Genomic DNA, 25404 nt, shown 5'->3' with positions numbered 1-25404 from the left:
TTAACCGCGGGAAAAAACCAGCGTGATTGCCTCTCTCAAATCCAACTTCGCCGGGCGCATGGGCGCCATGCCTTCGCTGCCGCCAGCGCTGCGCAACAACCTGACCCCGATCCTGGTGCTGGCGATCGCCATCACGGCCGCGGTCATGATGTACCTGTGGAACGACCAGGCTGGCTACAAGCCGGTCTTCGGCGCCAGCGAACGGGTGGCCTCGGGCGACATGATGGCCGTGCTCGATGCCGACCAGATTTCCTACCGCCTGCATCCGGAAACCGGCCAGCTGCTGGTGCCCTCGTCGCAACTGGGCAAGGTGCGCATGCTGCTCGCCGCCAAGGGCTTGAGTGCCCAGCTGCCGGCCGGCCTGGAATTGATGGACAAGAACGATCCGCTGGGCGTGTCCCAGTTCGTGCAGGACGTGCGCTTCCGGCGCGGCCTCGAAGGCGAGCTGTCGCAAAGCATCCTGGCGCTCGACGCCATCGCCTCGGCCCGGGTGCACCTGTCGATCGCCCGTTCGACCTCGTTCGTGGCCAGCGACGGTGAAAAATCGTCGGCCTCGGTCGTCATCGCGGTCAAGCCGGGCCGCACCCTGGCGCCGGAACAGATCGCCGCGATCATCAACATGGTCTCGGGCAGCGTCGCCAGCCTCTCGCCGCAGCGCGTCAGCCTGGTCGACCAGGCCGGCAACTACCTGTCGTCGCGGGTCGACCTCTCCGACGGCTTCGACGGCGCCGGCCAGGGCGCGGACGCCAACGCCAAGAAATACCAGGATCAGGTGCGCGGCAACGTGAATGAACTGCTCGGTCCGGTCCTGGGCGCGAACAACTTCAAGCTCAGCGTCACCGCCGAGATCGACAACGACAAGATCGAGGAAACCAGCGAGAAATACGGCGATGCCCCGAAAGTGACCAGCGAAGCGGTGCGCGAAGAGCAGGAAAAGAACCGCATGGCGATGGGCGTGCCGGGCACCCTGTCGAACCGTCCGCCGGCCCTGCCCGATCCGCAGGTCGCAGGCGCGGGCGCCGGCGCCAGCCCCGATCCGGCACTGGACGACGGCAGCGCGCGCAAGAACGCCAGCACGCGCCAGTTCGCCTACGACCGCAACATCACCCAGATCAAGCGCAGCCGCGGCCGTCTGAAGAAGCTCAGCGTGGCTGTGGTGCTGAACAATAACGTGGCTGCCGCCAAGACCGGCTGGAGCGCCGCCGAACTGGCGAATATCGAAAAAACCCTGACCAGCGGCCTGGGCATCAACGCCGAACGCGGCGATGTGCTGACCGTGTCGGCCATGACCTTCCCGGTCCAGCCCGCCGCAGCCCCATGGTGGCAGGAACGCGACAACGTGGTCGACATGAGCAGCTGGGCGGCGTGGGCGGTGGGCATCCTGCTCGGCTTCCTGCTGATCATCCGTCCGCTGCTGCGCCTGCTGACGGTGCGCCTGGCGCCGGCCGCTGCGGTCGCCGCCGACGCCCAGCTGCTCGGTGGCCCGGCCGGTGCCGCCACCGCCGTGGCCGGTCCGGCGCTGCGTGCGGGCGACATGCGCGTAGGCGAGACCCGTGCGGTCGAGCTCGTGGGCGGCGCCCCGGCCCTGGGCGCACCGCTGCCGATGGTGCCTTTGCTGGAAAACTACGATCTTCCCCCTGCCGGATCGGCAGTCGATGTGATGGTCGATCACCTGAAAGTTCTCGCTGCCAAGGAACCGGAGCGGGTCGCCGAAGTCGTCAAACAATGGATGCAGAAAAATGGCCGAACTGGACAATAACGTGGACGCCGAAGAGGCGCCTGGACTGACCCCTGTCGAACAGGCCGCCATCGTCCTGTTGAGCATTGGCGAAGAGCCGGCCGCGGCCGTGCTGCGCTGCCTCGACCGCGAGGAATTGCTGGAAGTGACGCAAGTGATGTCGCGCATGAGCGGCATCAAGGTCGATTCCGTGCGCGTGGCGATGCAAACCTTCTTCGACGATTACCGCCAGCAGTCGGGCGTGCATGGGGCCTCGCGCAGCTACCTGAAGCGCTCGCTCGACCTGGCGCTCGGCAGCGACATCGCCAACAGCGTGCTCAACAACATCTACGGCGATGCGATCCGTCCGATGATGGCGCGCCTGCAGTGGGCTTCGCCGAAATGGCTGGCCGACTATGTCGCCAACGAGCACGTGCAGATGCAGGCCGTGTTCCTGGCCTTCCTGCCGCCGGCCCTGGCCGGCCAGATCCTCGACGCCCTGCCGCTCGAGGGGCGCGACCTGGTGCTGCTGAACCTGGCGCGGCTCGATGAAATCGACCGCGACCTCCTGACCGAACTGGAAGAGCTGGTGACCCGCTGCCTGGGCGCCCTCGACACCCAGAGCGCCAGCGTGGAAGGGATCCGCCAGGTTGCCGAGATCCTCAACCGGCTGCCGGGCAACCGCGCCGGCATGGTCGAACTGCTGCGCGCCCACGATCCGGACGTGGTGTCCGAGATCGAAATGAGCATGTACGACTTTTTCATCCTGTCGCGCCAGACCGAGGCCACGATTACCCGCATCCTCGACGACGTGCCGCTGGAACAGTGGGCCATCGCCCTCAAGGGCGCCGAACCGGCGATCCGCGATGCGATCCTCACCACCATGCCGCGCCGCCAGGCCCAGAACTTCGACGACCTGCTGCGCCGCGCCGGTCCGGTACCGCTCTCGCGCATCGAACAGACGCGCAAGGACATCATGGCAACCGTGAAACAACTGGCCGACAACGGCGAGATCGAAGTCCAACTGTTTGCCGAGGCCGTCATAGAATGAAACAATTTCGCCCCTACCATTTCCCACCGCTGTCGCAGCTCGACGCGCTCGGTGCCGCCCATTCCGCCGAGGCCGCGGGCCAGTGGCAGAACGCGGTCGAAGACGGCTACCAGCAGGGGCAGCGCGACGGCTACGAGAGCGGCCAGTCGCGCGGCAGCGCCGAAGGCTACGCCGCCGGACTGGCCGAGGGCCAGGCCGCCGGCCGCCAGCAAGCCATGCAGCAGGTGCAGGACCGCTTCGAGCAGCTGGCCGGACCGCTCGACGGCATGTTCACGCAACTGAACCAGATGGTCGAGGAATTCCGTTCCGCCCAGCGCAAGGAAGTCGTCGACCTGGTCGGCAAGGTGGCGCGCCAGGTGATCCGCGCCGAACTGGCGCTCCAGCCGGTGCAGTTGCTCGCTCTGGTCGATGAAGCCCTGGCCGCCATGCCGCCGACCCGCGACGGCATCGAAGTGTGCCTCAATCCGGAAGAACTCAAGCGCATCACCGAACTCGATCCGGTGCGCGCCGCCAAGTGGAGCCTGCTGCCCGATCCGTCGCTGCAAGCGGGCGAATGCCGCGTGCGCGCCGGCGACAATGAAGTCGACGCCGGTTGCCAGGGCCGCCTGGCGGCTTGCATGACCCAGGTCAGCGCCCAGTTGCTGGCGGCGCCTGAACGCGTGCTTGATGAGATGGAAGCATGAGCACCCTGGCCGATTCCCTGCGCACCGTCGAGCTCGACGACGTCCCGGTCGCGATCCCGACCGGGCGCCTGGTCGGCGCCTCGGGCTTGCTGCTGGAATCGGCCGGCTGCCGCCTGCACACGGGCCAGCGCTGCCGCATCGAAACGGTCAATGGCGACTGGCTCGACGCCCAGGTGGTGGGTTTTCGCGAACGCCTGTCGTTCCTGATGCCGTTCAAGCAAGCCATCGGCCTGACCACGGGCGCCCGCGTGCTGCCCAGCCCGACCGCCGCCACCCTGCAGATCGGCCCGTCGTGGCTGGGACGCATGGTCAACGGCCTGGGCGAGCCGATCGACGGCCTGGGCCGCCTGGGCGGCGAGCATCGCCTCGAGATGACGCCGCCGAAAATCAATCCGCTGAAAAAGCAGCCCGTGGTCGAGCCGCTCGACGTCGGCGTGCGCGCCATCAATTCCATGCTGACCATCGGCAAGGGCCAGCGCGTCGGCCTGATGGCCGGCAGCGGCGTCGGCAAGTCCGTGCTGCTGGGCCTGATCACGCGCCAGACCGTGGCCGACGTGGTCGTGGTCGGCCTGATCGGCGAGCGTTCGCGCGAAGTGCGCGAATTCGTCGACATGTCGCTCGGCCCCGAGGGCTTGAAAAAAGCCGTGCTGGTGATCGCCCCGGCCGACGAATCGCCGCTGATGCGCATCCGCGCGACCGAACTGTGCCACGCGATCGCCGCCCATTACCGCGACCAGGGCTTGAACGTGCTGCTGCTGGTCGATTCGCTCACCCGCTACGCCATGGCGCTGCGCGAAGTGGCGCTGGCGCTGGGCGAGCCGCCGGCCACCAAGGGCTATCCGCCATCGGTGTTCTCGGCCCTGCCGCAACTGGTCGAAAGCGCCGGCAACGGCGAGCACGAACACGGCAGCATGAGCGCCATCTACACCGTGCTGGCCGAAGGCGACGACCAGCAAGACCCGGTGGTCGACACCGCCCGCGCGATTCTCGACGGCCACATCGTGCTCACGCGCGAACTGGCCGAACGCGGCCATTACCCGGCCATCGACGTGGCCGCCTCGATCAGCCGCTGCATGGCCCAGGTGGTCCCGGTCCCGCACGCGCTGGCCGCCCGCAAGCTCAAGGCCGCACTGGCGCGCCACGCCCGCGTGCGCGACCTGATTCCCCTGGGCGCCTACGTGCCGGGCGCCGATCCGGTGACCGACCACGCGGTGCGCCTGGAACCGCATATCGACGCCTACCTGTGCCAGGGCACGCGGGAAGCGGCGCCTTTGCCTGAATGCATTTCCCAACTGGAAGCGATGATGTCATGACCATCAAGAGCACGATCGACAGCCTCGACACCCTGGTCCGCCTGCGCAGCAGCAAGGTGGAAAAGCTGCAGGCCGACATGGCCGCCCAGCACGCCACCAAGGCGCGCTACCAGGCCAACCTGGCCCGCCTGGACAGCCTGGCCAGCGGCAGCGGCGCCAGCGGTGCGCTGCCGCTGGCGCTGGCGCTCAACTGCGGCCAGTACAAGCTGGCCGTGATCGCGCTGGCCGACAATCACCGCACCGACCTGAGCCTGCACGAAGCGACCATGGCCGTGTCGCAGCGCGCCCTGAACGACGCCTGGAGCGAGCGCGAATTGCTGGGCCAGGTGCTGGAACAGAAAAAAGGCGTGGCGGCGCTGGCCCAAAACCGGGTCGAGCGCAAGCGCGAAGACGACCTGGCCACGCAATCGTGGCTGGCCGGCCGCAAGTAATCGCAAGTAATAGCAAGCTAACCTTTAAGACACTCTGGAGAATACGATGGCGACCATTGGCAACACCTACGATCCGGCCACCACCGCAACGGGCCTGGCGACCAACTACACCTCGGCGCGCCAGAGCATCCTGACGTCCCAGACCAGGCAAGCCAGCGCGGCCGCCTCGGCGCTCACCTCCTTGCGCTCGGCGATTTCGTCGTACCAGAGCAGTCTCACCGCGCTGACCTCCGGCAAGACCATGCTGAGCCAGGCCGCGACCTTCAGCAACACCGCGGTCGGCAGCGCCAGCGCGGGCGTGAACGCCACCGCCGGCAGCTACAGCTTTTTCGTCGAACGCGTCGCCACCGCCAACCAGGTGTCCTACAGCGGCCTGGCCGACAGCGCGGCCGATGGCGGCAGCCTGGGCATCGAATTTGGCGGCGCGCCCGGCTTTACCATCAACCTGGCCAGCGCCAACAGCGACGGCAACGCCACCCTGACCCCGCGCGAAATCGCGGCCGCCATCAATGCCGAGCCGACCAACAACGGGCGCGTATCGGCCTCGATCGTCACCGTCAACGGCGTCACCCAGCTGATGCTGACCTCGAAAACGACTGGCGCGGCCGGCAATATTTCGCTCAACACCGCCGCGGTCAACAATGCCGGCCTGCAAACCGCCCTGTCCGATCCGCTCAACGCCAAGCAAGTCGTGGCCGGCCAGGATGCCATCGTCTGGCTCGGCGCCCAGGGCACCGGCACCAAGATCGAACAAGCGTCGAACGTGTTTACCAACGTCGACGGCGTGACCATGACCTTCGCCAAGGCCCAGGCACCGGGCGACGCGCCGGTGACCCTGACGGTGGCCAGCGACAACGCCGCCACCGTGGCCAAGGTGCAGAAATTCGTCGACGATTACAACAAACTCAAGGGCGTGATCGATGCCATGGTGGCGCCGGGCGACCCGGCCAAGGGCCAGGCCGGCGGCGTGTTCGCCAACGATGGCGGCGTGCGCGTGCTGCAAGGGCGCATGGTGAGCATGCTGCGCGGCGCCAATGGCGCCGACAGCCTGGCCGCCTACGGCATCATCGCCGCCCGCGACGGCAGCCTGAGCTTGAACGCGACGCGCCTGACCAGCCAGCTCGGGGTATCGCCGAAGGGCCTCGACACCCTCATCGGCAGCAGCGTCAACGGCAGCGGCAGCGGCATCGCCGGCAGTCTCGACAGCTACCTGAAGGAATGGAGCAGCAGCACCGACGGCCAGCTCAAGCAGCGCCTGGAACAGAACACCAAATTGCAGACCAGCCTGGTCAAGCGCCAGGACCAGCTCGACAAGCAGTTCGACAGCGCCTACAAGCGCTATCTCATGCAATTTACACAGTTGCAAACACTGCAAAGCCGGATGGCGTCCAACACATCCATGTTCGACGCACTGTTCGGCGACAAATCCTAATCAAGAGAGGAAAAGATGTCCTATTCCGACGCTTACAGCGACTACCACTCGGTTAACCTTGATGCTCAGACGGCCCGTGCATCACCGGTCGAGCTGGTCTTGCTGCTGACCGATGGCTTGCTTGACGAACTGGCCCGCGCGCGCGGCCACATCGTCGGCAAGCGCTACGAGCAAAAGGCGGTCAGCATCGACAAATGTGTCGAGATCATCAATGGACTGTCCAGCTCGCTGGACTTCGAACAAGGCGGCGACGTGGTGGAAAACCTGGCAAGACTGTATGACTTTTGCGCGGCCCGCCTGCACGGGGCCGGCATCAAGATGGACCCGGCGATGCTGGACGAAGTGGTCGACATTCTCGGCACGATTCGCCAGGGCTGGCTCGGCGTGCAGGCGCGCAATGGATAGGCGCGCCGCCCTGAACGCCCTGACGGCGGCCCTGGCCAGCGCCGGCGCCGCGCGCGACTGGGTCGCGCTCGACCGCGCGGTCGGCACCCTGAGCACCCAGCTGCGCGTGCTGGCCGCCAGCGGCCCGTGGAACCCGCTTGAGAAGCGTGCCCTGGAAGCGCTGCGCGCCCAGCACGACGAGGCAGCCGACCTGTGCGCCGCCGAGCTGGAACTGCTGGGAGCGCAAATGCACGACATGCACACGAACAAGGCCGGGTTTATCGCTTACGCCCTCGACAATGAAACTGATTCAGAACGTAACCAGGCATAACCATGATGCTCGCTAACCTGACCCCTTCCCCCGCCGCCACTGGCGCCGCCGCGCCCGCCGCTGCCGTCCCTGCCACCCCTGGCGGCGACGCCGCCGCGCCGTTCGCCAGCTGGCTGATGTTCGACATCGCCGCCGTCCAGGTGAGCGTCCCTGAAGGCGAGGCCGGCAGCGCCGAGGCCGCGCCGGCGGACGGACTGGCCGAGCCTGGCGTCCTGCCCGATAGCGCCGCGCCCGCCGTGTCGGTCGACACGCCCGATTACGCCACCACGCCGGCCATGACGATGAGTATGACCTTGCCGCTCGGCATCGTCCTGGCGCCGGCCGTGCCGATGCCGTCCAGCCTGCCGGCCACCCTGGCCGCGCCCGTCGCCGGCGCCGCACCGGCCGCTGGCGCCAGCGCCCCGGCCAGCTTTGCCAGCCCGCTGGCCCCGGCTGCCGCGCCGGCTCCGGCCATGCCGGCCGCACCCGCCATCGCCATCGCCGCCGCCGTGCCCGCGGCCCCGGCCAGCACCGTCTCGTCCACCTTCAGCGCCGCGCCGGCCGCCGCCGCCAGCAGCGCTGGCGCCAGCGACAGCGCCACCGACAGCGGCGCCGCCGATGCCCGCTCGCCAGCAGCCGCTCCGGTAGCCCTGCCGGCGCAAGCCCAGGCCGCCGCGCCGGCACCGCGCGCAGCGGTGCGCACCGGCGACAGCGCGACGCCAGGCAGCGCAGCGGCTCCCGCAGCCCAGAAAGCCGGCGTGGCAGCAACGGTCCAGCCGCTGGCCGCCGCCACCGTCGACACCGTGCTGCGCAGCGACGCGCCGCTCGCCGGGCCGGCCAACGTCATGAACGGCGCCAACGCGCTGGCGTCCCAGGGCGCGGCCATGGCCGCTGCGCTGGAGGTGAAACTGCCGGCCAACCCGGCCGACTGGCAGCAGCCCCTGCGCGACGCGCTGGGCGAGCGCCTGCAGCTGCAACTGGGCCGCAACATCGACCAGGCCGTGATCCGCCTCGATCCGCCGCAGCTGGGCCGCATCGAGATCGCGATCCGCCACGCCGCCGGCGGCGCGCTGGAAGTAAACATCAGCGCCACCCACAGCGAAGTGCGGCGCCAGCTCAACAGCGTCAGCGATGCCATGCGTTCCGACCTGGCCCAGCGCCAGTTCAGCGATGTCGCCGTGACCATTACGGCAACCCCGCGCAGCGGCGCCGCCTTTGGCGAACAGCAAGGCCGCCAGCGCCAGCCTGAACGCGACAGCAATGACAACGATCCTGGCCGCGCGCTGGCCGAAGCGGGCCATCCGTCGGCCACGTTCTCGCTGTCCGGCCGTGAGCATGCAGCATGAAAAAGACCACCAAACTGATCGTCGCTTTTGTGGTCATCGGCATCCTGGGCGCCGCCGGGGCCGGCGCGGCCCTGTACTTCAAGCAGCCGATGCCGGGCAAGGATGGCAAGCACGCCGAATCGGAAGCGCCGAAGAAAAAGCCGGCGCGCTACGTCTCGCTCGACAAGGTCATCGTCATGCTGCGCCGTAGCCCCGGCGAAACCCAGGCCCACTACATTTCGACCGACCTGGTGCTGTCGACCACGGCCGAGCAGGAAAAGAAGGTCAAGGATGACCTGCCGATGCTGCGCAGCGTGGCCGTGCGCGCCCTGTCGGCGCACACCATGAGCGCGGCCCAGGCCCTGACGGTCGAGCAGTACGCCGAGCAGATCAACAGCACTTTCGCCGCCACTTATGACAAGGACAAGCTCGAAAAGCCGTTCTCCGAAGTCATGATCGGCAAACTGATCATCGAATAGCCAACCCGGGAATCCTGTGGCCTATCACGCCGATTACACCGACTGCAGCAGCGCCGCCAGCTACATGGGCGGCAACGCGCACGCCCATGGCGTGCCAGGTGAACACGCCAGCGAGTACGGCGGCGCTTACGGCGCCGCCCAGGTGGCCGAATACGCCCCCGTGCTCGACGCCCGCGAAGAACAGCGCCAGCTGGTGGCCTACGCGCCGCTGGTCAAGCGCATCGTGCGCCAGCTCAACGCCCAGGTCTCGGGCGTGATGGGGCGCGAAGACATGGAACAGATCGGCCTGATGGGCTTGCTCGAAGCGCTGCGCCGCTATGGCATGCCGGACGCCGGTTTCGGCAGCTTCGCTTCCTTGCGCATCCGCGGCGCCATCCTCGACGAGCTGCGGCGCCAGGACTGGCGTCCGCGCGCGGTGCGCCAGGATAGCCACAAGATGCGCGACCAGGTGCGCGCCCTGACCCGTTCGCTCGGGCGCGAGCCGAACGACCAGGAAGCGGCCGCCGCGCTGGGTCTCACACCCGAAGCCTACGTGCAATACCAGCTCGACGATGGCGCCGAGCTGCTGCTCAGCTTTGACGACGTGCTGCAGGAAGCCGCTGAACGGGCCCACAGCGCGCCCGGCCCGGAAGAGCAGTTCATGGTCAAGCACAGCCTGGAACAGGCCCTGATGGCCCTCGACGAGCGCGAACAGCGCGTGATCCAGATGATTTACGAATTTGAACTGAGCTACAAGGAAGTGGCCGCCGTGCTGGATCTGTCGGACGCGCGCGTCTGCCAGCTCAACAAGGCGGCGCTGGCCAAGATGAAAGCGGCCCTCAAAGGCTGATCAGGACATGTTTTACCCGCTTCTTTCGCACATCACGACTTACCAAAGGAATTTAACATGCAGCAACTAGTCGGCATTGCCATCGTTCTCGGCTGTATTTTCGGCGGATTCGTGCTCATGGGCGGCACCTTCGAGGCCATCTGGCACCCGGTCGAGATCCTGATCATCGCCGGCGGCGGCGCCGGTGCACTGGTGTTGGGCAACCCCAACCATGTGCTCAAGGAACTGACGACCCAGCTGCGCAAGATTATCGTGCGCAAGAAGCAAGGTTCCGAGTTCCAGCGCCAGTTGTTGTTGTTGATGTATGAATTGCTGCAGACCGCGGCAGGTGGCTTGAAAGCGCTCGATGCGCACGTGGAAGATCCCGCGTCGAGCCCCTTGTTCCAGCGTTACCCTTTAGTGCTGGAAGAGCCTAAACTTTTGGCGTTTATTGTCGATAATTTCCGTTTAATGGCCATGGGAAAAATCAATGCCCATGAGCTCGAAGGCGTACTGGAGCAGGAACTGGAAGCCATTCACGAAGAGCTGGTGCAGCCGTCCAAGTCGCTGCACAAGATTGCCGAAGCGATGCCCGGATTCGGCATCCTGGCGGCGGTGCTCGGGATCGTGCTGGCGATGAACTCGGTGGCCGAGGGGGCCGATGCCGGCGCGATCTCGGCCAAGGTGGGCGCCGCGATGGTCGGCACCTTCCTCGGTATTTTCTTCTGCTACGGCGTACTCGACCCGATCAGCAACATGATGAAGCAGCTTGTGAACCAGGAAGCGTCGAACATGGAATGCGTCAAAGTCGTTCTGGTCACCCACGTGGCCGGCAAACCGGCCCTGCTGGCCATCGATGCCGGCCGCCGCCTGGTGCAGCTCAACATCAAGCCGACGTTCGCCCAGCTCGAAAGCTGGATCAACGCCATGGGCGGCGAAGGCGACGAATCGCCATCGCCGAAACGCCGCGCCACAGACCGTGCAGGAGAGCCGCGTGCAAAAGCAGCATGATAAACATGACAAGCACGACGCGGCGATCATCGTGCGCGGCCGTGGCAAGGCGCACGAGGACGACCACGGCGGCGCCTGGAAAGTCGCCTTCGCCGACTTCTGCCTGGCGCTGCTGGCCCTGTTCCTGGTGCTGTGGCTGATGGCGGCACGCGACCAGCAAACCATGAAAGCCATGGTGCGCGAGCAGAATGGCAGCTACGCCGACGGCCAGGGCAACAAGCCCGAAATCGGCGGCGGCCCGCGCGGCAGCCTGATCGAGCGCTTCTCCATGCCCCACAGCGGCACCTCCTCGCAAAAGGAAAACGGCGGCGAAGGCCCGAAAGTGCGCTACGACTCGCCGGCCGAGCTGGCCGTGCTGTCGCGCCAGCTGGGCACCATGAGCGTGGAAGCGGGCTTGTCGAACAACCTGGAAACCGTGATCACCCCGTACGGCTTGCGCGTCACCCTGCACGACACCGACCGCCAGGGCATGTTCCTGCTCGGCAGCGCCATGCCGACCGATCGCTTCGGACGCCTGATGCGCCAGATGGGTCCGGTCTTTGCAAAAATGGAAAACCAGATGCTGATCGTCGGCCACACCGATTCGCGCAAATATGCGGGCGACCAGGATGGCAACTCGAACTGGACCTTGTCGAATGCGCGCGCCATGGCGGCCCGCTCCCAGCTGCTGGCCGGTTCCATGAATCCGGACAGCGTGCTGCAGGTGGTGGGCATGGCCGACCGCGCCCCGTTCGAGCCGTCCAATACCGGCGCGGCCGTGAACCGCCGCATCGAACTGCTGATCCTGACCAACAGCCAGGCCAGTACCGTGGCCGCCATGTTCGGCGTGCCGGGCAAGAACGAGGTCGGCGCCGAAACGGCGGTCGGCACCAGGGGGACGGTCGAGGAACTGCGCAATAAACTCAAAAGCGTCAAGAACGCCAATGGCGCCGACGCCCAAGGCAAATAATCATGACGATCCAATCGAAAAGCCGAGGTCCACGCATGAAAATCTCCGCTGGCGGTGCGTCCGCCGATGCATCGGCCGTACAGCGCAGCAGCGCCGCGGTGGCGTCCGACGTCAAGACGCCAGTGGCCAGCGGCGCCGGCGTGGCCGCGCCGTCCGGCGCCCTGCAATCGGAAGTGCTGCAGCCGGCCATGGCCGCGCTGGCCGCCATGCCCGAGATCGACCACGAGCGCGTGTCGCAATTGCGCGACGCCCTGGCCAAGGGTGAATTGCCGTTCGACCCGGCCCGCCTGGCCGGCCTGATCGAACGCTTCCACGGAGGCCAGGGATGAGCCGCATGACGCGCGAGCAGGCACTAAGCAAGCTCAGCGCCGGCGTGAGCGCCGACATCGATGCCTGCCAGGCCATCCTGGCGCTGCTGGCGCGCCAGTTCGACGCCGCCCTGCGCCACCGCAGCGCCGAGCTGGCCGGACTGGCCGACGAGCTGGCCCCGCAGCTCGACGCGATGGAACAGCGCCGCGTGCAGCGCGTATCGCTGGTGCGCGCCCTGTGCGGCGCCAGCGCCGACATGGCGGCCCTGATCGCCAGCCTGGGCGCGCCGCAACGCGAGGCCTTGAGCGCCGCCTGGCAATCGCTGGAGCAACTGGTACTTGAATGCAAACGTTTGAATGTTCGCAACAGCGCATTGCTGACCGAACAATTTTCCATCATGCAGCGTGTGCTGCACGGAGAGGAGACCTTGTATGAGGCACGCTGATTTCCATACCGCCAGCATCGCGCCGGCCACGCCGACCCAGTCCACCCGCCCGATGGCGGCCGTGGGCGGCGGCGCCGGCTTCGGCGGCGTCTACAGCTCGATGCAGAACGAGATTGCCGATTTCATCAGCCAGGGCAGCGCCGACAGCGGCGCTTCCATGCTCAGTCCGCAGGGCCGCATGCTGCAGGCGCGCCTGCAGGACGCCGAGGTAGCCCCAAGCACGGTCGGCGGCGCCTTTGCCGACGGTTCCGAGCAACAGGCTTTCCTGGAACAGATCGCGCCATGGGCCCGCCAAGCCGGCGAACGCCTGGGCGTGGCGCCGCAGCTGGTGTCGGCCCATGCCGCGCTCGAATCGGGCTGGGGCCAGCGTCCGCTGCGCCAGGCCGAAGGCGCCACCACCCACAACCTGTTCGGCATCAAGGCCGGTGCCAGCTGGCAGGGCGAGGTGGCCGACAACGCCACCACCGAATACGAACACGGCGCCGCCGTGAAGAAAACCGAGCGCTTCCGCAGTTATCCGGACCAGGGCGCCGCGTTCCGCGACTACGCCCAGGTGCTGCTCGACAATCCGCGCTACGCCGCCGCCATCGGCACCGGCAACGATGCGCGCGCCTTTGCCGAGGGCCTGGCCAAGGGCGGTTACGCCACCGATCCGGCCTACGCCGCCAAGCTGACCCGCCTGGCCGCCCGCCTGCAGGGAGCGTCGGAATGAATCACGGCTGCGCCGGGCGCGGCATCTCGACCGGCTCGACCGTGCCGGCCGCGATCACGCGCATGCGCACCACCCGGCCGTTGGCCAGGTTGCGCACCCGCACCAGCGCATGCAAGGCGCCGGCGTCGAGCGCTTCGCCGGACGTGCTGATTTCGATCGCCTCGAAGCGCGCCAGCATCACCACCGGCTCGCCGCGCTTGACCAGTAATGGCGCGCTCAGCTGTGCCTGGCGCAGCACTTCGCCGGCCCGCAGCGAGCGCCGCGACGCTTGTCCGGTGGCCGCTTCGGCCGAGCCGATGGCGTCGCTCAAGGTGGTCACATCGCGCCGCTCCAGTGTGACGTCCTGCGCCGTGAGCATCTGCCCGGCCGCGACCGGCGCGGCGGTAACGGCCACCAGCGCGCTGACCGAGGCGCGCAGCACGTATTCATATTTCCAGCCGCCGGCGTCGGGACACAGCACGGCAAAGCGCATGCGCGCCGGCGTGCGCGTGTCGACCGCTTCGATGTTGACCGGTTTGGCGCATGGCGGGGCCGCGCGCGGTGTTGCAACGTTGACAGTAAATTGCGGTTCCGCCAAGCCGGCAGTGTCGGCCTGGCGCGCCAGCTGCTCGTGCGCAGCCTGCTCCAGCCTGGCCGTGATCGATATGTCGGCAGCGTTTGTGTTGCCCCCGGCTAATGAAATCAGTGCAGCGGCCGTTAATGGCAGTAACAAAGCGCTGGTGGCGCGGCGGACTTCAGACATAAGTAGCACCTTGGCAAACGTTGCGCACGACGCAAGGAACGCCGCACAGCGTCATTTTAACCAGATTCACACTGCAGTTCATTCACGGAGGAAGCTTCATGTCGATTGATTTCCAAAAGGCACTTGGCGTGCACGCCGACGCGCTCCATCTGCGCGCCGACCGCACCCGCGTACTGGCCGCCAATATCGCCAACGAAAACACGCCGGGATTCACGGCACGCGACGTCGACTTCGGTGCCATGCTGCAGCAGCGAATCGAGACCGAGTCGGAGATGCCGGGCCTGGGCGCCGATGACCAGGCCGCTTTGTACCGGGTCCCTTACCACCCTAGCGCCGACGGCAACACCGTCGAAATCGGCGTCGAACAAGCCGCGTTCTCGCAAAACGCATCCGATTTCCAGACCAGCCTGACCTTCGTGAACATGCGGCTCAAGGGTTTGGCCAAAGCCATCGCAGGACAATAATCATGAGCTTTAAAGACATTTCCCAAATTGCAGGTTCGGCCATGGCGGCGCAGTCGGTGCGCCTCAATACCATCGCCAGCAACCTGGCCAACGCCGATTCGGTGTCCGGCTCGGAAGGCGAAACCTACCGTGCCCGCAAACCCGTGTTCGCCGCCATGCTCGACGGCGGTGCCGGCAAGCTCGGCGCCGGCAGCCGGGTCCAGGTCCTCGACGTGGTCGAATCGGCCGAACCGCTGCGCAAGGCTTACGAGCCGGGCAATCCGGTGGCGAATGCCGACGGCATGGTGTTCTACCCGAACGTCAACCAGGTGGCCGAGATGACCGACATGATGTCGGCCTCGCGTGCCTTTGAAACCAATGTGGAAGTCCTGGGACGCATCAAGTCGATGCAAGCGGGCCTGCTGCGACTCGGCGAAGGCTGATCCGATGATCACCAATAACCTCAACGGCGCCAATAACCAGGCTGCCGGCAATGCCAACACCATCGTCGGCCAGGCCCCGGCCAGCGAAACGGCGGACATGTTCACCAAGCTGCTGGTGGCGCAGATCCGCAACCAGGATCCGCTGGAGCCGAGCGATCCGTCGCAGTTCGTCAACCAGCTCTCGCAGCTGAGCCAGACCGAGGCGATGCAAAGCCTCGCCAAGCTCAACAGCGCCAGCGCCAGCGTGCTCGAGAGCATCCAGACCCTGGCCCTGGGCGCCCAGGTCGGCTCCGACATCACCGTCAAGACCAACAGCGTGCGCCTGGACGGCACGCCGCTCAAGGCCAGCATCACCCTGGGCGCGGCCAGCGCCACCAATACGGTGACCCTGCTTGGCCCCGACGGCGTCAAGCGCGAAGTACAGCTCGGTTCGCGCGGTTCGGGTCCGCAAACGTTTTCCATCGATCCGGTCGCGCTTGGTCTGGCGCCTGGGAAATACGATATCAAAGTACAAACGAGCGCTGGTGCGCTCGACGCCATCGAAGTCATCGGCCGCCTGGACAGCGTGCGCATGTCGGCCGGTGGCGGTGTGGTCCTCAAGGTGGCAGGAATCGGCGATGTTGCGCCGTCGTCCGTCACTGGCTTCAACGGCAAGTCCGGCGCATCGCTGGCGGCCGCCAACTCCTCCACCGCAAATTAAAGGCAGACCATCATGAGTTTCGAAATCGCATTGTCGGGCATCCAGTCGATCAACACCCAGCTCGAGGCAGTCAGTAACAATATCGCCAACGCCGGCACCTACGGCTTCAAGAGCACCCGCGCCAACTTTTCCTCGATGTATGCCGGTTCCCAGGCAACCGGCGTCGAAGTCGGTTCGATGACCCAGAGCATTGGCCTCAACGGTGGCGTGACCACCACCGGCCGCAGCCTCGACGCCGCCATCGACGGCCGTGGCTTTTTTGTCAGCCGCGACAGCCAGGGCGTGGTCAACTACAGCCGCGTCGGCATCTTCTCGGCCAACAAGGATGGCTTCCTGGTCGACAGCAACGGCCGCTCGGTGCAGGGCTACGCCGCCGTCAAGGGCAGCAGCGCGCTGGGCGTGATGGGCAATATCACCGTGCCGACCGGCCAGATTCCAGCCGTCGCCAGCACCAAGGTCAACTACGTCGGCAACCTGTCGAACGACTGGGTGACCCCGGCCGCCGCCTTCGATCCGGCCAACGCCTCGTCCTACAACATGGCCAAGCAATCGGTGGTCTACGATTCGCTGGGCAGCCAGCACACCCTGTCGCAGTATTTCGTCAAGGGTGCGGGCACCAACATGACCGTGCACTACACGGTCGACGGCGGCGCGCCGCTGGCCACCACCACCGCCCTGGCGTTCGACAACATGGGCCAGCTGCCGCCGGTGCCGCCCGTGACCACCCTGAACATCACCCCGACCAACGGCTCGGCCCCGATCACGCTGGACGTGAACTACGCAGGCACCACCCAGTTCGCCGGCGAAGCCATCACCACCACCAACAGCACCGACGGCTATGCTTCCGGCACCTTCATCGGCGTCGAAATGGGCACCGACGGTTCCGTCCTGGCCAAGTACAGCAACGAGCAGCAGCAGGTGGTGGGCACGGTGGCCATCGCCACCTTCGCCGACGAAGGTTCGCTGACCTCGGTCAGCGACACCAGCTGGACCGCCAATTCCGCGTCCGGCGCGGCCCTGTACGGCACCCCGGGCAGCGGCCTGGCCGGCAAGCTCAATACCGGCGCGCTGGAACGCTCGAATGTTGACATTACGTCAGAGTTGGTGGGCCTGATGACGTCACAGCGCAACTATCAGGCAAATTCCAAGGTGATTTCAACAGAAAATCAGATGATTCAATCCTTAATGCAGGCACTATAAGTATCTGCACGGAAATACTGAATTCATTGAGGGAGCAACATGGATAAATTGATCTTTACAGCATTGAGCGGCGCCGAACGCGCGCTGAAGGCCCAGCAGGTCCACGCCAACAATCTGGCGAACATGGACACGACGGGCTTTCGCGCCAACCTCGAAATGTCGTCGACGCAAGCGCTGGGCGGCGCGGGCTTCGACGACCGCCACTATGTGCGGATGCAGTCCGACTCCGTGTCGGCCCGCTCCGGTCCGGTCAAGGAAACCGGTCGCGACCTCGATGTGGCCATCACCGGCAACGGTTACCTGACGGTCCAGTGGCAGGGTGGCGAAGCCTATACCCGCGCCGGCGCCATCAGTATCGATGCCGACGGCGCGCTCTCGGTCAACGGCCATCCGCTGCTGGGCGAAGGCGGCCCGGTGGTGCTGCCGCCGCATAACGCGCTCACCATCGGCGCGGACGGCTCGATTTCGGTGCTGGCACCGGGAACGACCGACATGCAGGTGATCGACAAGCTGCGCCTGGTCAACGCCGAAGCCGGCGAAGTGACCAAGAACGAAGGCGGGCTGATCGTCTCGCGCAGCGGCCAGCCGCTGGCGGCCGACGAAACGGTGACCGTGCGCGGGCGCCACCTGGAAGGCAGCAATGTGTCGGCGGTCGAAGAAATGGTCGCCACCATGAGCCTGAACCGCAGCTTCGAGATGCAGATGAAGCTGCTCAAGGCCAGCGACACCATGAATGAAGTGGGCAATCGCCTGCTCGGCGCCTGACGCGCCCCCCAACACGTAAAAGGAAAAGATCATGAATCCAGCAATGTGGATCAGCAAAACCGGGGTGCAAGCCCAGGACGCCAAACTGCAGGCGATCGCCAACAATCTGGCCAACGTCAACACCGTCGGCTTCAAGCGCGACCGTGTCGTGTTCGAGGACTTGTTCTACCAGATCGACCAGCAGCCGGGCGCCCAGCGCGCAGACAATACCCTGTCGCCATCGGGCGTGCAGCTCGGTAACGGCACGCACCTGCTGGGCACCCAGAAAGTGTTCACCAACGGCAGCCTGCAAACGACCAGCCAGCCGCTCGACGTGGCCATTTCCGGCAATGGCTTTCTGCAAGTGCGCCGCCCGAACGGCGACCCGGCCTACACCCGCGCCGGCCAGCTGCAGGTCGACGCCACCGGTACCCTGGTCAATGCCCAGGGCTTGCCGCTGGTGCCGCAGATTACGGTACCGAACAACGCCACCGCGATCACCATCGGTGAAAACGGCATGGTCTCGGCCACCATCGCCGGCAGCACCACGCCGTCCGAACTGGGCCAGCTGACCCTGTCGAACTTCGTCAACCCGACGGGCCTGCTGGCACTCGGCGAAAACCTGTTCTCGGAAACGCCGGCCAGCGGCGCCGCCGCCGAAGGGCGTCCGGGCGATGGCGCTTTCGGCAAGCTCAAGCAGGGCGCGCTGGAAGGCTCGAACGTCCAGGTGGTCGAGGAAATGGTCGACATGATCGCCGCCCAGCGCACCTACGAGATGAACACCAAGGTGCTCTCGGCCGCCGACAACATGCTGCAGTACCTGGCCCAGGCGGCCCGCTGATGAAAGCGGCGGCCGCCTTGTTTGCGCTGGCAGTGCTGGCCGGCTGCGCCAGCAGCGGCCAGCCGCCACCGCGCGCGATGGCCGAGGAAACCGCGCCGCTGCCGCGCGCGCAAGCGCGCGGCGGCCTGTCGGGCGGCGTGTTCAACGCCGACGCGGTGCCATTGACGTCCGACAGCCGGGCCTTCCGCACCGGCGACGTGGTCACCGTGATCCTGCAGGAAACCACGCAGGCCAGCAAGCGCGCCGGCACCAGCATCAGCAAGGAGTCGAGCGTGGGCGTGACGCCGCCTATCCTGCTCGGCAAGACGTTCCCGAAAGCCGGCATCGACCTGTCGGCCGAACGCGGCTTCGAGGGCGACGCCACCAGCACCCAGCAGAACGCCCTGTCCGGCGCGCTGACCGTGATCGTGCAGGAAGTGCTGCCCAACGGCCTGCTGCGCGTGGCCGGCGAAAAAAGCCTGACCCTGAACCAGGGCGAGGAATTCGTGCGCCTCAAGGGCTTCCTGCGCGCCGCCGACATCGACGCCGACAACCAGGTCTCGTCGCTGCGCGTGGCCAATGCCCAGATCAGCTACTCGGGCCGGGGCGCCCTGGCCAATGCCAATGAGCCTGGCTGGCTGACCCGTTTCTTCCTCGGCCCCTGGATGCCGTTTTAAACGCCGCGACGTTCGTGCCGTTCTAAGGAATCACCATGCAATCACCCGCTTTCCTGCGCCGCCTCGCCCTCCCCTTTTCCGTCCTGGCCCTGCTGTCCTGCCTGGCCTTGCCGACCACGGCCTCGGCCGCGCAAACCCTGCGCAACCTGGTCAGCGTCGAAGGCGTGCGCGACAATCCGCTGGTCGGCTACGGCCTCGTGGTCGGCCTGAACGGCAGCGGCGACAGCAGCCAGGTCAAGTTTTCCAGCCAGTCGGTGGTCAACATGCTCAAGCAGTTCGGCGTCAAGCTGCCCGACGGCGCCGAAGCGAAGAACAAGAACGTGGCCGCGGTCATGGTCAGCGCCGTGTTCCCGCCCGGCTACCGGCGCGGCCAGCCGATCGACGTCAACGTCTCCTCGCTGGGCGACGCCAAGAGCTTGCGCGGCGGCGTGCTGCTGCTCACGCAGATGCGCGCGGCCGACAATGAAGTCTATGCCCTGGCCCAGGGCAATGTGGTGGTCGGCGGCCTGAACGCCACCGGCGCGAGCGGCTCGAGCGTCACCGTCAACACCCCGACCGGCGGACGCATTCCCAACGGCGCCAACATCGAGCGTGAAATCGGCAGCGATTTCTCGACCCGCGCCGAAGTCATGCTGCGCCTGAAAGCGCCGCACTTCGAGACCGCCACCAATGTCGTCGAAGCCATCAACCGCCGCTTCGGGCCGCTCGCCACCACGGCCGACGGCGCCAGCATCCAGGTGATCGCCCCGGCCAACCCGACCGAGCGCGTGGCCTTCATGGCCAAGCTGCAGGCGCTGTCGATCGACGTCGGCACCGACGTGCCGAAAGTGGTGTTCAATTCGCGCACCGGCACCGTGGTGATCGCCGAAGGCGTGCGCGTCAAGGCCGCCGCCGTCACCCACGGCTCGCTCAAGGTGGTGATCGCCGAAAGCTCGGCCGTGAGCCAGCCCGGCCCGTTTTCGGGCGGGCGCACCGCCGTCACCCCGCAATCGAAGCTGTCGGTCGACCAGGGCGCCGGGCGCGCCATGTTCAAGTGGCCCGCCAGCGCCAAGCTGCAAACCATCATCGACATCGTCAACAGCCTCGGCGCCACCCCCGACGACATCATGGCGATCCTGCAGGCGCTCGACCAGGCCGGCGCCATCGAAGGCGAACTGGTTGTCATTTAAGGAGTTGCTGCCATGAATCCACTCGACCTGACCACCAAGCTCAACCGTGCCGGCATGGGCCCCGGCCACGAGGCCGCTGTCGCCCCGGCCGCCGATCCGCTGTTCGTGGCGAAAGCCACCAAGGCCGCCATCGAATTCGAAAGTTTCTTTATCGGCAATATGCTGCAGCAAATGCGCAGCGGCACGCGTGCCATGGCCGACGACGACAGCGTCTTCAAGGACCCGGTCAACCGCGACATGCAAGACATGGCCGACAACATGATGGCCGGGCAAATGGCGCAGCAGCGCGCCTTCGGCGTGGCCGACGCCATCCTGCGCCAGCTGCTGCCGGCGGCCGCGCCGCAAACGCCGGCGCAGAGCGCGCCGCAAGCTCCGCTGCAAACTTCGCTGCAAACTCCGCTGAAAACTTCGCACCAAAAAATTTAATGGCGGCAAGTAAACGGTCGCCTTGTAGGTATGACGACCCATCTTGCCGGCCCATCGAGAAAGAAGTGACACCATGAGCATCATGAACAACGCCCTGAGCGGCGCCCTGGCTTCCCAACTCGCGCTGCAGGCAACCAGCCAGAACATTGCAAACTTGCAAACCAAAGGTTACACGCGCCAGTCGGCGCTGCTGACCGCGGTCGGTCCGCAGTTCGGCACCCGTTCGGCCGGCAACGGGGTGGAGGTCAATTCCCTGCTGCGCTTCAGCGACGGCTACAAGAACCAGCAACTGTGGCGCGCCGCCTCCGGCGTCGGCCAGTATTCCCAGACCCAGCCTTACCTGACCCAGCTCGAACGGGTGATGGGCGACAACGACGCCGGGCTGAGCAACGGCGTCGACAAGTTCTTCCAGGCCTTGAACGCGGTGGCCGGCGTCGACCCGACCTCGACCCCGCTGCGCCAGCAAGTGCTGACCGCCGCCGGCTCCATGGCGCAGCGCTTCAACAGCATGAACAACCTGTACAACGGCCAGCTGCAATCGCTGCGCGACCAGCGCGGCGCGATTGTGGCGTCGGCCAACGCCTCGATCCAGACCATCGCCAACCTGAACCGCCAGATCGGCCTGGCCAGCGCTTCCGGCAGCAGCACCTCGACCCTGGTCGACGCGCGCGACCTGGCCATCGACGCCCTGTCGACCCAGGTGGGCCTGGAAGTGACCGACCAGCCCGACGGCACGCGCAGCATCTCGCTCAAGACCGGCCAGGCGCTGGTGATCGGCGACATCGCCGCCACCCTGGTGGCCGAAGGCGGCGCGGCCCAGAACCTGCGGGTCGACTTCGCCGGCTCCTCGTTCCAGCTCGACAAGGCTGGCGTGGGCGCCCAGCTCGGCGGCCTCGGCCTGTACGAACGCGACATTTTGCTGCCGATGCAGCAAGGCGTGTCCGACCTGGCCCAGCAGCTGGCGCAAAAGGTCAACACCCAGCTGGCGGCCGGCTACACCAGCGGCGGCGCGGCCGGCGGCCCGATGTTCGTGTTCACCCCGGGCAGCCCGTCGAACATGCTGCAGGTCACGGCCGGCTACCAGACCGCCGACCTCGCGTTTTCGGGCGATAATACCCCGGGCGACAGCGGCAACCTGCAAAAACTGATCGACATCAAAAAGCAGCCGGTCACCATCAGCGGGATCGGATCGGTCTTGATCAGCGACACCGATTCCCAGCTGGTCGGCAAGCTCGCCGTCGACAGCCAGCAAAACCGGGTGGCCCTGGCCACCGCCGAGACCATGCGCAACCATGCGATGGACGACTGGACCTCGACCAGCGGCGTGAACAAGGATGAAGAAGCGGTCAATCTGGTCGAGTACCAGAATATGTACCAGGCGAACATGAAAGTAATGTCGGTTGCCAATTCGCTGTTCGATGCGACGTTGGCCATGATGGGTTAAGGAGAAACGTATGCGCATTGCCACCAGCCAGTATCAAGCGACGATGAATATCTCGCTTCAGTTGAACCAGGAGCGCATCAGCCACGTGAACCAGCAGATGTCGAGCCGTACCCGCATCCTGCTGCCGTCGGACGACCCGGTCGACACGGTGCGCATGTCGCGCCTGCACCGCGAGGAGTCCGACGTGACCCAGTACCGCGCCAACATCGCCGCGCTCAAGATCCGCCTGACCAAGAACGAAGCTTACCTCGGCAGCATGGTCAACGACATGATGCAGGGGCGCGACCTGCTGGTCTGGTCGTCCGACGGCGGCAACGCCCCGGCCGACCTGGCCGCCATGGTCTCGCCGCTGACCGCCCTGCGCGAAAGCCTGCTCTACAGCGCCAATTCGATCGACCAGGAAGGGCGCTACGTGTTTTCCGGCACCCAGACCGGCACCGCCCCGATTGCCTACAACGCGGCCGCCGCGATCGGTTCGCGCTACAGCTACGCCGGCAACACCAACGACCAGACCGTGGTGGTCGGCAATGGCATCACCCAGGTTGCGAACGGCAACATGAGCGGCATCGACACCTTGCTCAACCAGCTCGACATGACCCTGGCCGCGCTCGGCGCGCCGGGCGCCAGCGCCAACGACCCGGCCACCCGGGCCACCCTCGCGGCCAACCTGGACGGCTTCGACACCGCGCTCGACCTTATTTCCGGCAAGATTGCCGTGCTGGGCGGCTCGCAGAACATCCTCAACACGCTCGACGAAAATCACAGCAATGTGAGCCTGTCGAACCAGATGGCGCTGACCGACATCGGCCAGCTCGACTACGGCCTCGCCGCGACCGAGCTCAACGGCTACACCAGTGCGCTGGAAGCGACCTACAAGGCCTATGCGAAGATAGGCAACCTGTCCCTGTTCGCGGCGCTGTAACGCCATGGAAGCGATCCGTCCCACCACCGGCAGTACCAGCGGCCCGGCCGGCGCCAACGGCACCGGCGTGCGCAGCGAGGCGGCCCCGGGCGCCACGCCCGGACGTCCGCCCCAGCTGACTCCGGTGGCGCCGACGCCGGTCGCGGCCGCTCCCTTGCGGCGCGGCCTGGCCAAGGTCGACCATCAGCTGCAGGGCGATGTCGCCAGCGCCCAGCAGGCGCTCGATTTCCTGGAACAGGTGGCCGGCCAGCTGCAGGCGCTCAAGGGCGAACTGAGCGCCAAACTCAGCTCGCGCCGCGGCGACAGCGGCGCCATCGAAGCCCATCTGCGCCAGCTCGGCGCGACCATGGACAAGCGGCGCCAGGCGAGCGGCGGCAGCGTCGACGCGCGCCTGAACTTCAGCAGCCCGGAACCGGCCAGCCAGCGCTTCCGCATCAAGGGCCTGAACCTCGACATGCTCACCGCCGGGGCCGGCCAATCGCTGTCGTTTTCGGTGGGCAGCAACACCCAGCCGCTGACGGTGGCGGTCGACCCGTCCATGACGCGCGACGACATCGTGGTGCGCTTCGACCGCGCGCTGGCCCCGGCCAATATGCGCGTGAGCGCCGACGGCAGCGGCGCGCTGGTCTTCAGCACGCCCGAGTCGGCCTGGCCGATGGTGCGCGATTCGCTCTCGATCCAGGGTGTGGGACGGGTCGCGGTGGAAGCCGATACCGACGTCATCATGCCGCAGCAATGGGGCGCCGACAACAGCGACGCCCTGCGCCAGAGTTTGCATGAAGTGGTGCAAGCGCTCTCGCAGGTGCAGCGCTCGCAGGATGCGGCCAGCCAGGCGCTCAGTGCGGCGGCCAGCCGCGCCGCCGCCAACCAGCCGCCGGCGGCCGACATCGAAGTGATGGCGCAGGATTTCGCCGACACCGCCAGCACGCCGAACTACGAATCGCTGCTGGCGCTGACCTCGGCGCTGGTCGGCATCAGCCGCGAGCGCGTGCTCGCCCTGCTCGGCCTGCACTAAACCCACCGGCGCCAGCGCTTTCATTCGCAACATTTCCTAACCGGGGTCAGACCTCCGACTCGAAACATTTCTTAACCGGGGTCAGACCTCCGACTCGAAACATTTCTTAACCGGGGTCAGACCTCCGACTCGAAACATTTCTTAACCGGGGTCAGACCTCCGACTCGAAACATTGCAAAACCCGCTGAGGCGGGTTTTGCACTTTTGCTAGGGTGCGGGTACGGCCGGAGCCTGGCTCTGCGCAGCGTCCGTGCGACGGCTCAGCATTGCCAATCCCGCCAGCCCGGCCAGCGCCAGGGCCACCGCGACGATCTCGGCCTGGCTTGCTTGAATAGCGCCGAAGTCGAGCACCGGATTGACCCGGATTTGCTCGATCAGCAAGCGCTCCAGCCCCGCCAGCACCAGGTACGCCGAAAACAGCCAGCCGCTCCGGAAAGCGTGCTTGCGCAGTTTCCACAGCAGCGCGAAACAGGCCAGCGCCATCACCGTTTCATACACCGAGGTGGGATACACGCCCGGCGCCGCCAGCACTTCGCCGAAGATATTGTTGTCGTAGGTTTGCGCCCAGAACCAGGTCGGCAGCCAGTCGGGTTTGAGCGCCATGTTCGCCGCCGTGCCCCAGTCGCCGTCGCCGGAGACCTGGCAGCCGACGCGGCCGAGCGCGTAACCGAGCATCATGGCCGGCGCCACCGCGTCGAGCAGCGGGCGGATCGGCAACTTCCAGCGCCGGATGCAGATCACGCCGGCCACCGTACCGAGGATCAGTCCGCCGAACACGCTGAGGCCGGATCGGCTGAAAATCATGCTCCACGGATCTGCCATGAACTGATCGGTATGCTCCAGGATGTGGAACAGACGCGCGCCGACCACGCCCACCAGCACCACGACAAAGGCGAGATCGTTGACGATGTCCTGCGGCGGCACCGCCACCTCGCTCACCACCCCATCGTCCCCCTTGACGCGCTTGTGTGCCGGACCGATGCGGCCGGCCGCGTACAGCCGCGCCAGCTCGCGTTTGAGGCACTCGGCACCGGCCATGATGGCGCAGGCAACCAGCAGGCCGAAGGTGGCAATCGGCAGCGGCAGGTCGATGCCGGTGAAGTCCCTGATGACATCGCTTAAATACGGGTAGGACATGCATGTTCTTTCTGCAATGTTTCGAGTCAGAGCTCTGACCCCGGTTAAGAAATATTTCGAGTCGGAGGTCTGACCCCGGTGTGCTGAAATGCAAAACGCCTTCCCTCAGACCCGCATCATGTGGATGCAAGCCCGAGGAAAGGCGTTGTCGCTACGGAATGCG

The 25404-nt window shown here is 66.3% G+C and carries 30 protein-coding genes; 28 read left to right on the top strand and 2 right to left on the bottom strand.

Annotated elements, in window-relative coordinates; all coding sequences use genetic code 11:
* Nucleotides 1-22: 22 nt before the first annotated feature.
* From fliF to RBA41_RS22970, 16 genes are all read left to right on the top strand, one after another.
* Entirely contained in the window at nt 23-1759 is a 1737-nt protein-coding gene (fliF, locus tag RBA41_RS23045; RefSeq protein WP_374709591.1) for a flagellar basal-body MS-ring/collar protein FliF, read from the top strand.
* Entirely contained in the window at nt 1740-2768 is a 1029-nt protein-coding gene (locus RBA41_RS23040) for a flagellar motor switch protein FliG (protein ID WP_099874634.1), read from the top strand. The genes fliF and RBA41_RS23040 overlap by 20 nt, the downstream gene beginning before the upstream one ends.
* On the top strand, nt 2765-3451 hold the full coding sequence (gene fliH / locus RBA41_RS23035) for a flagellar assembly protein FliH (protein ID WP_306626579.1): 687 nt from the start codon (nt 2765-2767) through the stop codon (nt 3449-3451). Before RBA41_RS23040 ends, fliH begins: the two co-directional genes overlap by 4 nt.
* Complete coding sequence (gene fliI, locus RBA41_RS23030; RefSeq protein WP_099874632.1) at nt 3448-4764, top strand: flagellar protein export ATPase FliI; 1317 nt, start codon at nt 3448-3450, stop codon at nt 4762-4764. The genes fliH and fliI overlap by 4 nt, the downstream gene beginning before the upstream one ends.
* Nucleotides 4761-5195, top strand: coding sequence for a flagellar FliJ family protein (locus RBA41_RS23025; protein ID WP_306626578.1), 435 nt, complete (start codon nt 4761-4763; stop codon nt 5193-5195). Before fliI ends, RBA41_RS23025 begins: the two co-directional genes overlap by 4 nt.
* Before the next feature lie 46 nt (nt 5196-5241).
* Complete coding sequence (gene fliD / locus RBA41_RS23020) at nt 5242-6627, top strand: flagellar filament capping protein FliD (protein WP_306626577.1); 1386 nt, start codon at nt 5242-5244, stop codon at nt 6625-6627.
* A 15-nt stretch (nt 6628-6642) separates the two neighbouring features.
* Nucleotides 6643-7032, top strand: coding sequence for a flagellar export chaperone FliS (fliS, locus tag RBA41_RS23015; protein ID WP_306626576.1), 390 nt, complete (start codon nt 6643-6645; stop codon nt 7030-7032).
* The gene (locus tag RBA41_RS23010) at nt 7025-7342 is read left to right on the top strand and encodes a hypothetical protein (RefSeq protein ID WP_306626575.1); all 318 of its coding nucleotides are present in this window, start codon (nt 7025-7027) and stop codon (nt 7340-7342) included. Before fliS ends, RBA41_RS23010 begins: the two co-directional genes overlap by 8 nt.
* Nucleotides 7343-7344: 2 nt before the next feature.
* Entirely contained in the window at nt 7345-8667 is a 1323-nt protein-coding gene (locus RBA41_RS23005; protein WP_306626574.1) for a flagellar hook-length control protein FliK, read from the top strand.
* Nucleotides 8664-9125: a flagellar basal body-associated FliL family protein gene (locus RBA41_RS23000; protein ID WP_306626573.1), complete on the top strand. Its 462-nt coding sequence runs from the start codon at nt 8664-8666 to the stop codon at nt 9123-9125. The genes RBA41_RS23005 and RBA41_RS23000 overlap by 4 nt, the downstream gene beginning before the upstream one ends.
* Nucleotides 9126-9189: 64 nt before the next feature.
* Nucleotides 9190-9954, top strand: a complete 765-nt coding sequence (locus RBA41_RS22995) for a FliA/WhiG family RNA polymerase sigma factor (protein ID WP_374709592.1) — start codon at nt 9190-9192, stop codon at nt 9952-9954.
* A 57-nt stretch (nt 9955-10011) separates the two neighbouring features.
* Nucleotides 10012-10944 (top strand): flagellar motor stator protein MotA, encoded by a 933-nt coding sequence (gene motA / locus RBA41_RS22990; protein ID WP_306626571.1) that lies wholly within the window; start codon nt 10012-10014, stop codon nt 10942-10944.
* Entirely contained in the window at nt 10928-11893 is a 966-nt protein-coding gene (locus tag RBA41_RS22985; protein WP_306626570.1) for a flagellar motor protein MotB, read from the top strand. The genes motA and RBA41_RS22985 overlap by 17 nt, the downstream gene beginning before the upstream one ends.
* A 35-nt stretch (nt 11894-11928) precedes the next feature.
* The gene (gene flgM / locus RBA41_RS22980) at nt 11929-12222 is read left to right on the top strand and encodes a flagellar biosynthesis anti-sigma factor FlgM (protein ID WP_306626569.1); all 294 of its coding nucleotides are present in this window, start codon (nt 11929-11931) and stop codon (nt 12220-12222) included.
* Nucleotides 12219-12647, top strand: coding sequence for a flagellar export chaperone FlgN (flgN, locus tag RBA41_RS22975; protein WP_306626568.1), 429 nt, complete (start codon nt 12219-12221; stop codon nt 12645-12647). Before flgM ends, flgN begins: the two co-directional genes overlap by 4 nt.
* Nucleotides 12634-13359: a glycoside hydrolase family 73 protein gene (locus RBA41_RS22970; protein WP_306626567.1), complete on the top strand. Its 726-nt coding sequence runs from the start codon at nt 12634-12636 to the stop codon at nt 13357-13359. Before flgN ends, RBA41_RS22970 begins: the two co-directional genes overlap by 14 nt.
* 1 nt (nt 13360) lies before the next feature.
* Here the strand turns inward: RBA41_RS22970 and flgA are convergent, their stop codons facing one another.
* Nucleotides 13361-14101, bottom strand: coding sequence for a flagellar basal body P-ring formation chaperone FlgA (gene flgA, locus RBA41_RS22965; RefSeq protein WP_306626566.1), 741 nt, complete (start codon nt 14099-14101; stop codon nt 13361-13363).
* A gap of 98 nt (nt 14102-14199) precedes the next feature.
* On the opposite strand from flgA, the gene flgB reads away from it, so the two are divergent.
* The 12 genes from flgB (at nt 14200) to RBA41_RS22905 (ending at nt 24104) form a co-directional block, all read left to right on the top strand.
* Nucleotides 14200-14565 (top strand): flagellar basal body rod protein FlgB, encoded by a 366-nt coding sequence (flgB, locus tag RBA41_RS22960; RefSeq protein WP_306626565.1) that lies wholly within the window; start codon nt 14200-14202, stop codon nt 14563-14565.
* Nucleotides 14566-14567: 2 nt separating this feature from the next.
* Entirely contained in the window at nt 14568-14987 is a 420-nt protein-coding gene (gene flgC / locus RBA41_RS22955) for a flagellar basal body rod protein FlgC (protein ID WP_306626564.1), read from the top strand.
* 4 nt (nt 14988-14991) lie between these two features.
* Nucleotides 14992-15687: a flagellar hook capping FlgD N-terminal domain-containing protein gene (locus tag RBA41_RS22950; protein ID WP_306626563.1), complete on the top strand. Its 696-nt coding sequence runs from the start codon at nt 14992-14994 to the stop codon at nt 15685-15687.
* 12 nt (nt 15688-15699) lie between these two features.
* The gene (locus RBA41_RS22945) at nt 15700-16887 is read left to right on the top strand and encodes a flagellar hook protein FlgE (protein ID WP_306626562.1); all 1188 of its coding nucleotides are present in this window, start codon (nt 15700-15702) and stop codon (nt 16885-16887) included.
* 39 nt (nt 16888-16926) lie between these two features.
* The gene (locus tag RBA41_RS22940; RefSeq protein ID WP_306626561.1) at nt 16927-17652 is read left to right on the top strand and encodes a flagellar basal-body rod protein FlgF; all 726 of its coding nucleotides are present in this window, start codon (nt 16927-16929) and stop codon (nt 17650-17652) included.
* A 31-nt stretch (nt 17653-17683) separates the two neighbouring features.
* The gene (flgG, locus tag RBA41_RS22935; RefSeq protein ID WP_187362720.1) at nt 17684-18472 is read left to right on the top strand and encodes a flagellar basal-body rod protein FlgG; all 789 of its coding nucleotides are present in this window, start codon (nt 17684-17686) and stop codon (nt 18470-18472) included.
* Nucleotides 18472-19128, top strand: coding sequence for a flagellar basal body L-ring protein FlgH (gene flgH, locus RBA41_RS22930; protein ID WP_306626560.1), 657 nt, complete (start codon nt 18472-18474; stop codon nt 19126-19128). Before flgG ends, flgH begins: the two co-directional genes overlap by 1 nt.
* 35 nt (nt 19129-19163) lie before the next feature.
* Nucleotides 19164-20297, top strand: coding sequence for a flagellar basal body P-ring protein FlgI (locus RBA41_RS22925; RefSeq protein WP_306626559.1), 1134 nt, complete (start codon nt 19164-19166; stop codon nt 20295-20297).
* A 12-nt stretch (nt 20298-20309) separates the two neighbouring features.
* Nucleotides 20310-20723 carry a rod-binding protein gene (locus RBA41_RS22920; RefSeq protein ID WP_306626558.1) on the top strand — a complete coding sequence of 138 codons (414 nt, stop codon included), beginning with the start codon at nt 20310-20312 and terminating at the stop codon, nt 20721-20723.
* A gap of 73 nt (nt 20724-20796) precedes the next feature.
* Nucleotides 20797-22167 carry a flagellar hook-associated protein FlgK gene (gene flgK / locus RBA41_RS22915; RefSeq protein WP_306626557.1) on the top strand — a complete coding sequence of 457 codons (1371 nt, stop codon included), beginning with the start codon at nt 20797-20799 and terminating at the stop codon, nt 22165-22167.
* Nucleotides 22168-22177: 10 nt separating this feature from the next.
* On the top strand, nt 22178-23089 hold the full coding sequence (gene flgL, locus RBA41_RS22910) for a flagellar hook-associated protein FlgL (protein WP_306626556.1): 912 nt from the start codon (nt 22178-22180) through the stop codon (nt 23087-23089).
* A gap of 4 nt (nt 23090-23093) precedes the next feature.
* Nucleotides 23094-24104: a hypothetical protein gene (locus RBA41_RS22905; RefSeq protein ID WP_306626555.1), complete on the top strand. Its 1011-nt coding sequence runs from the start codon at nt 23094-23096 to the stop codon at nt 24102-24104.
* 207 nt (nt 24105-24311) lie between these two features.
* On the opposite strand, the gene RBA41_RS22900 is transcribed toward RBA41_RS22905, so the two are convergent.
* Complete coding sequence (locus tag RBA41_RS22900) at nt 24312-25241, bottom strand: prolipoprotein diacylglyceryl transferase (RefSeq protein ID WP_306626554.1); 930 nt, start codon at nt 25239-25241, stop codon at nt 24312-24314.
* Between the last annotated feature and the right edge of the window lie 163 nt (nt 25242-25404).

This window comes from Massilia scottii, assembly GCF_030846495.1.
GTDB lineage: Bacteria > Pseudomonadota > Gammaproteobacteria > Burkholderiales > Burkholderiaceae_D > Telluria_A > Telluria_A violaceinigra.
This window is presented reverse-complemented; position numbering and strand designations above follow the sequence as displayed.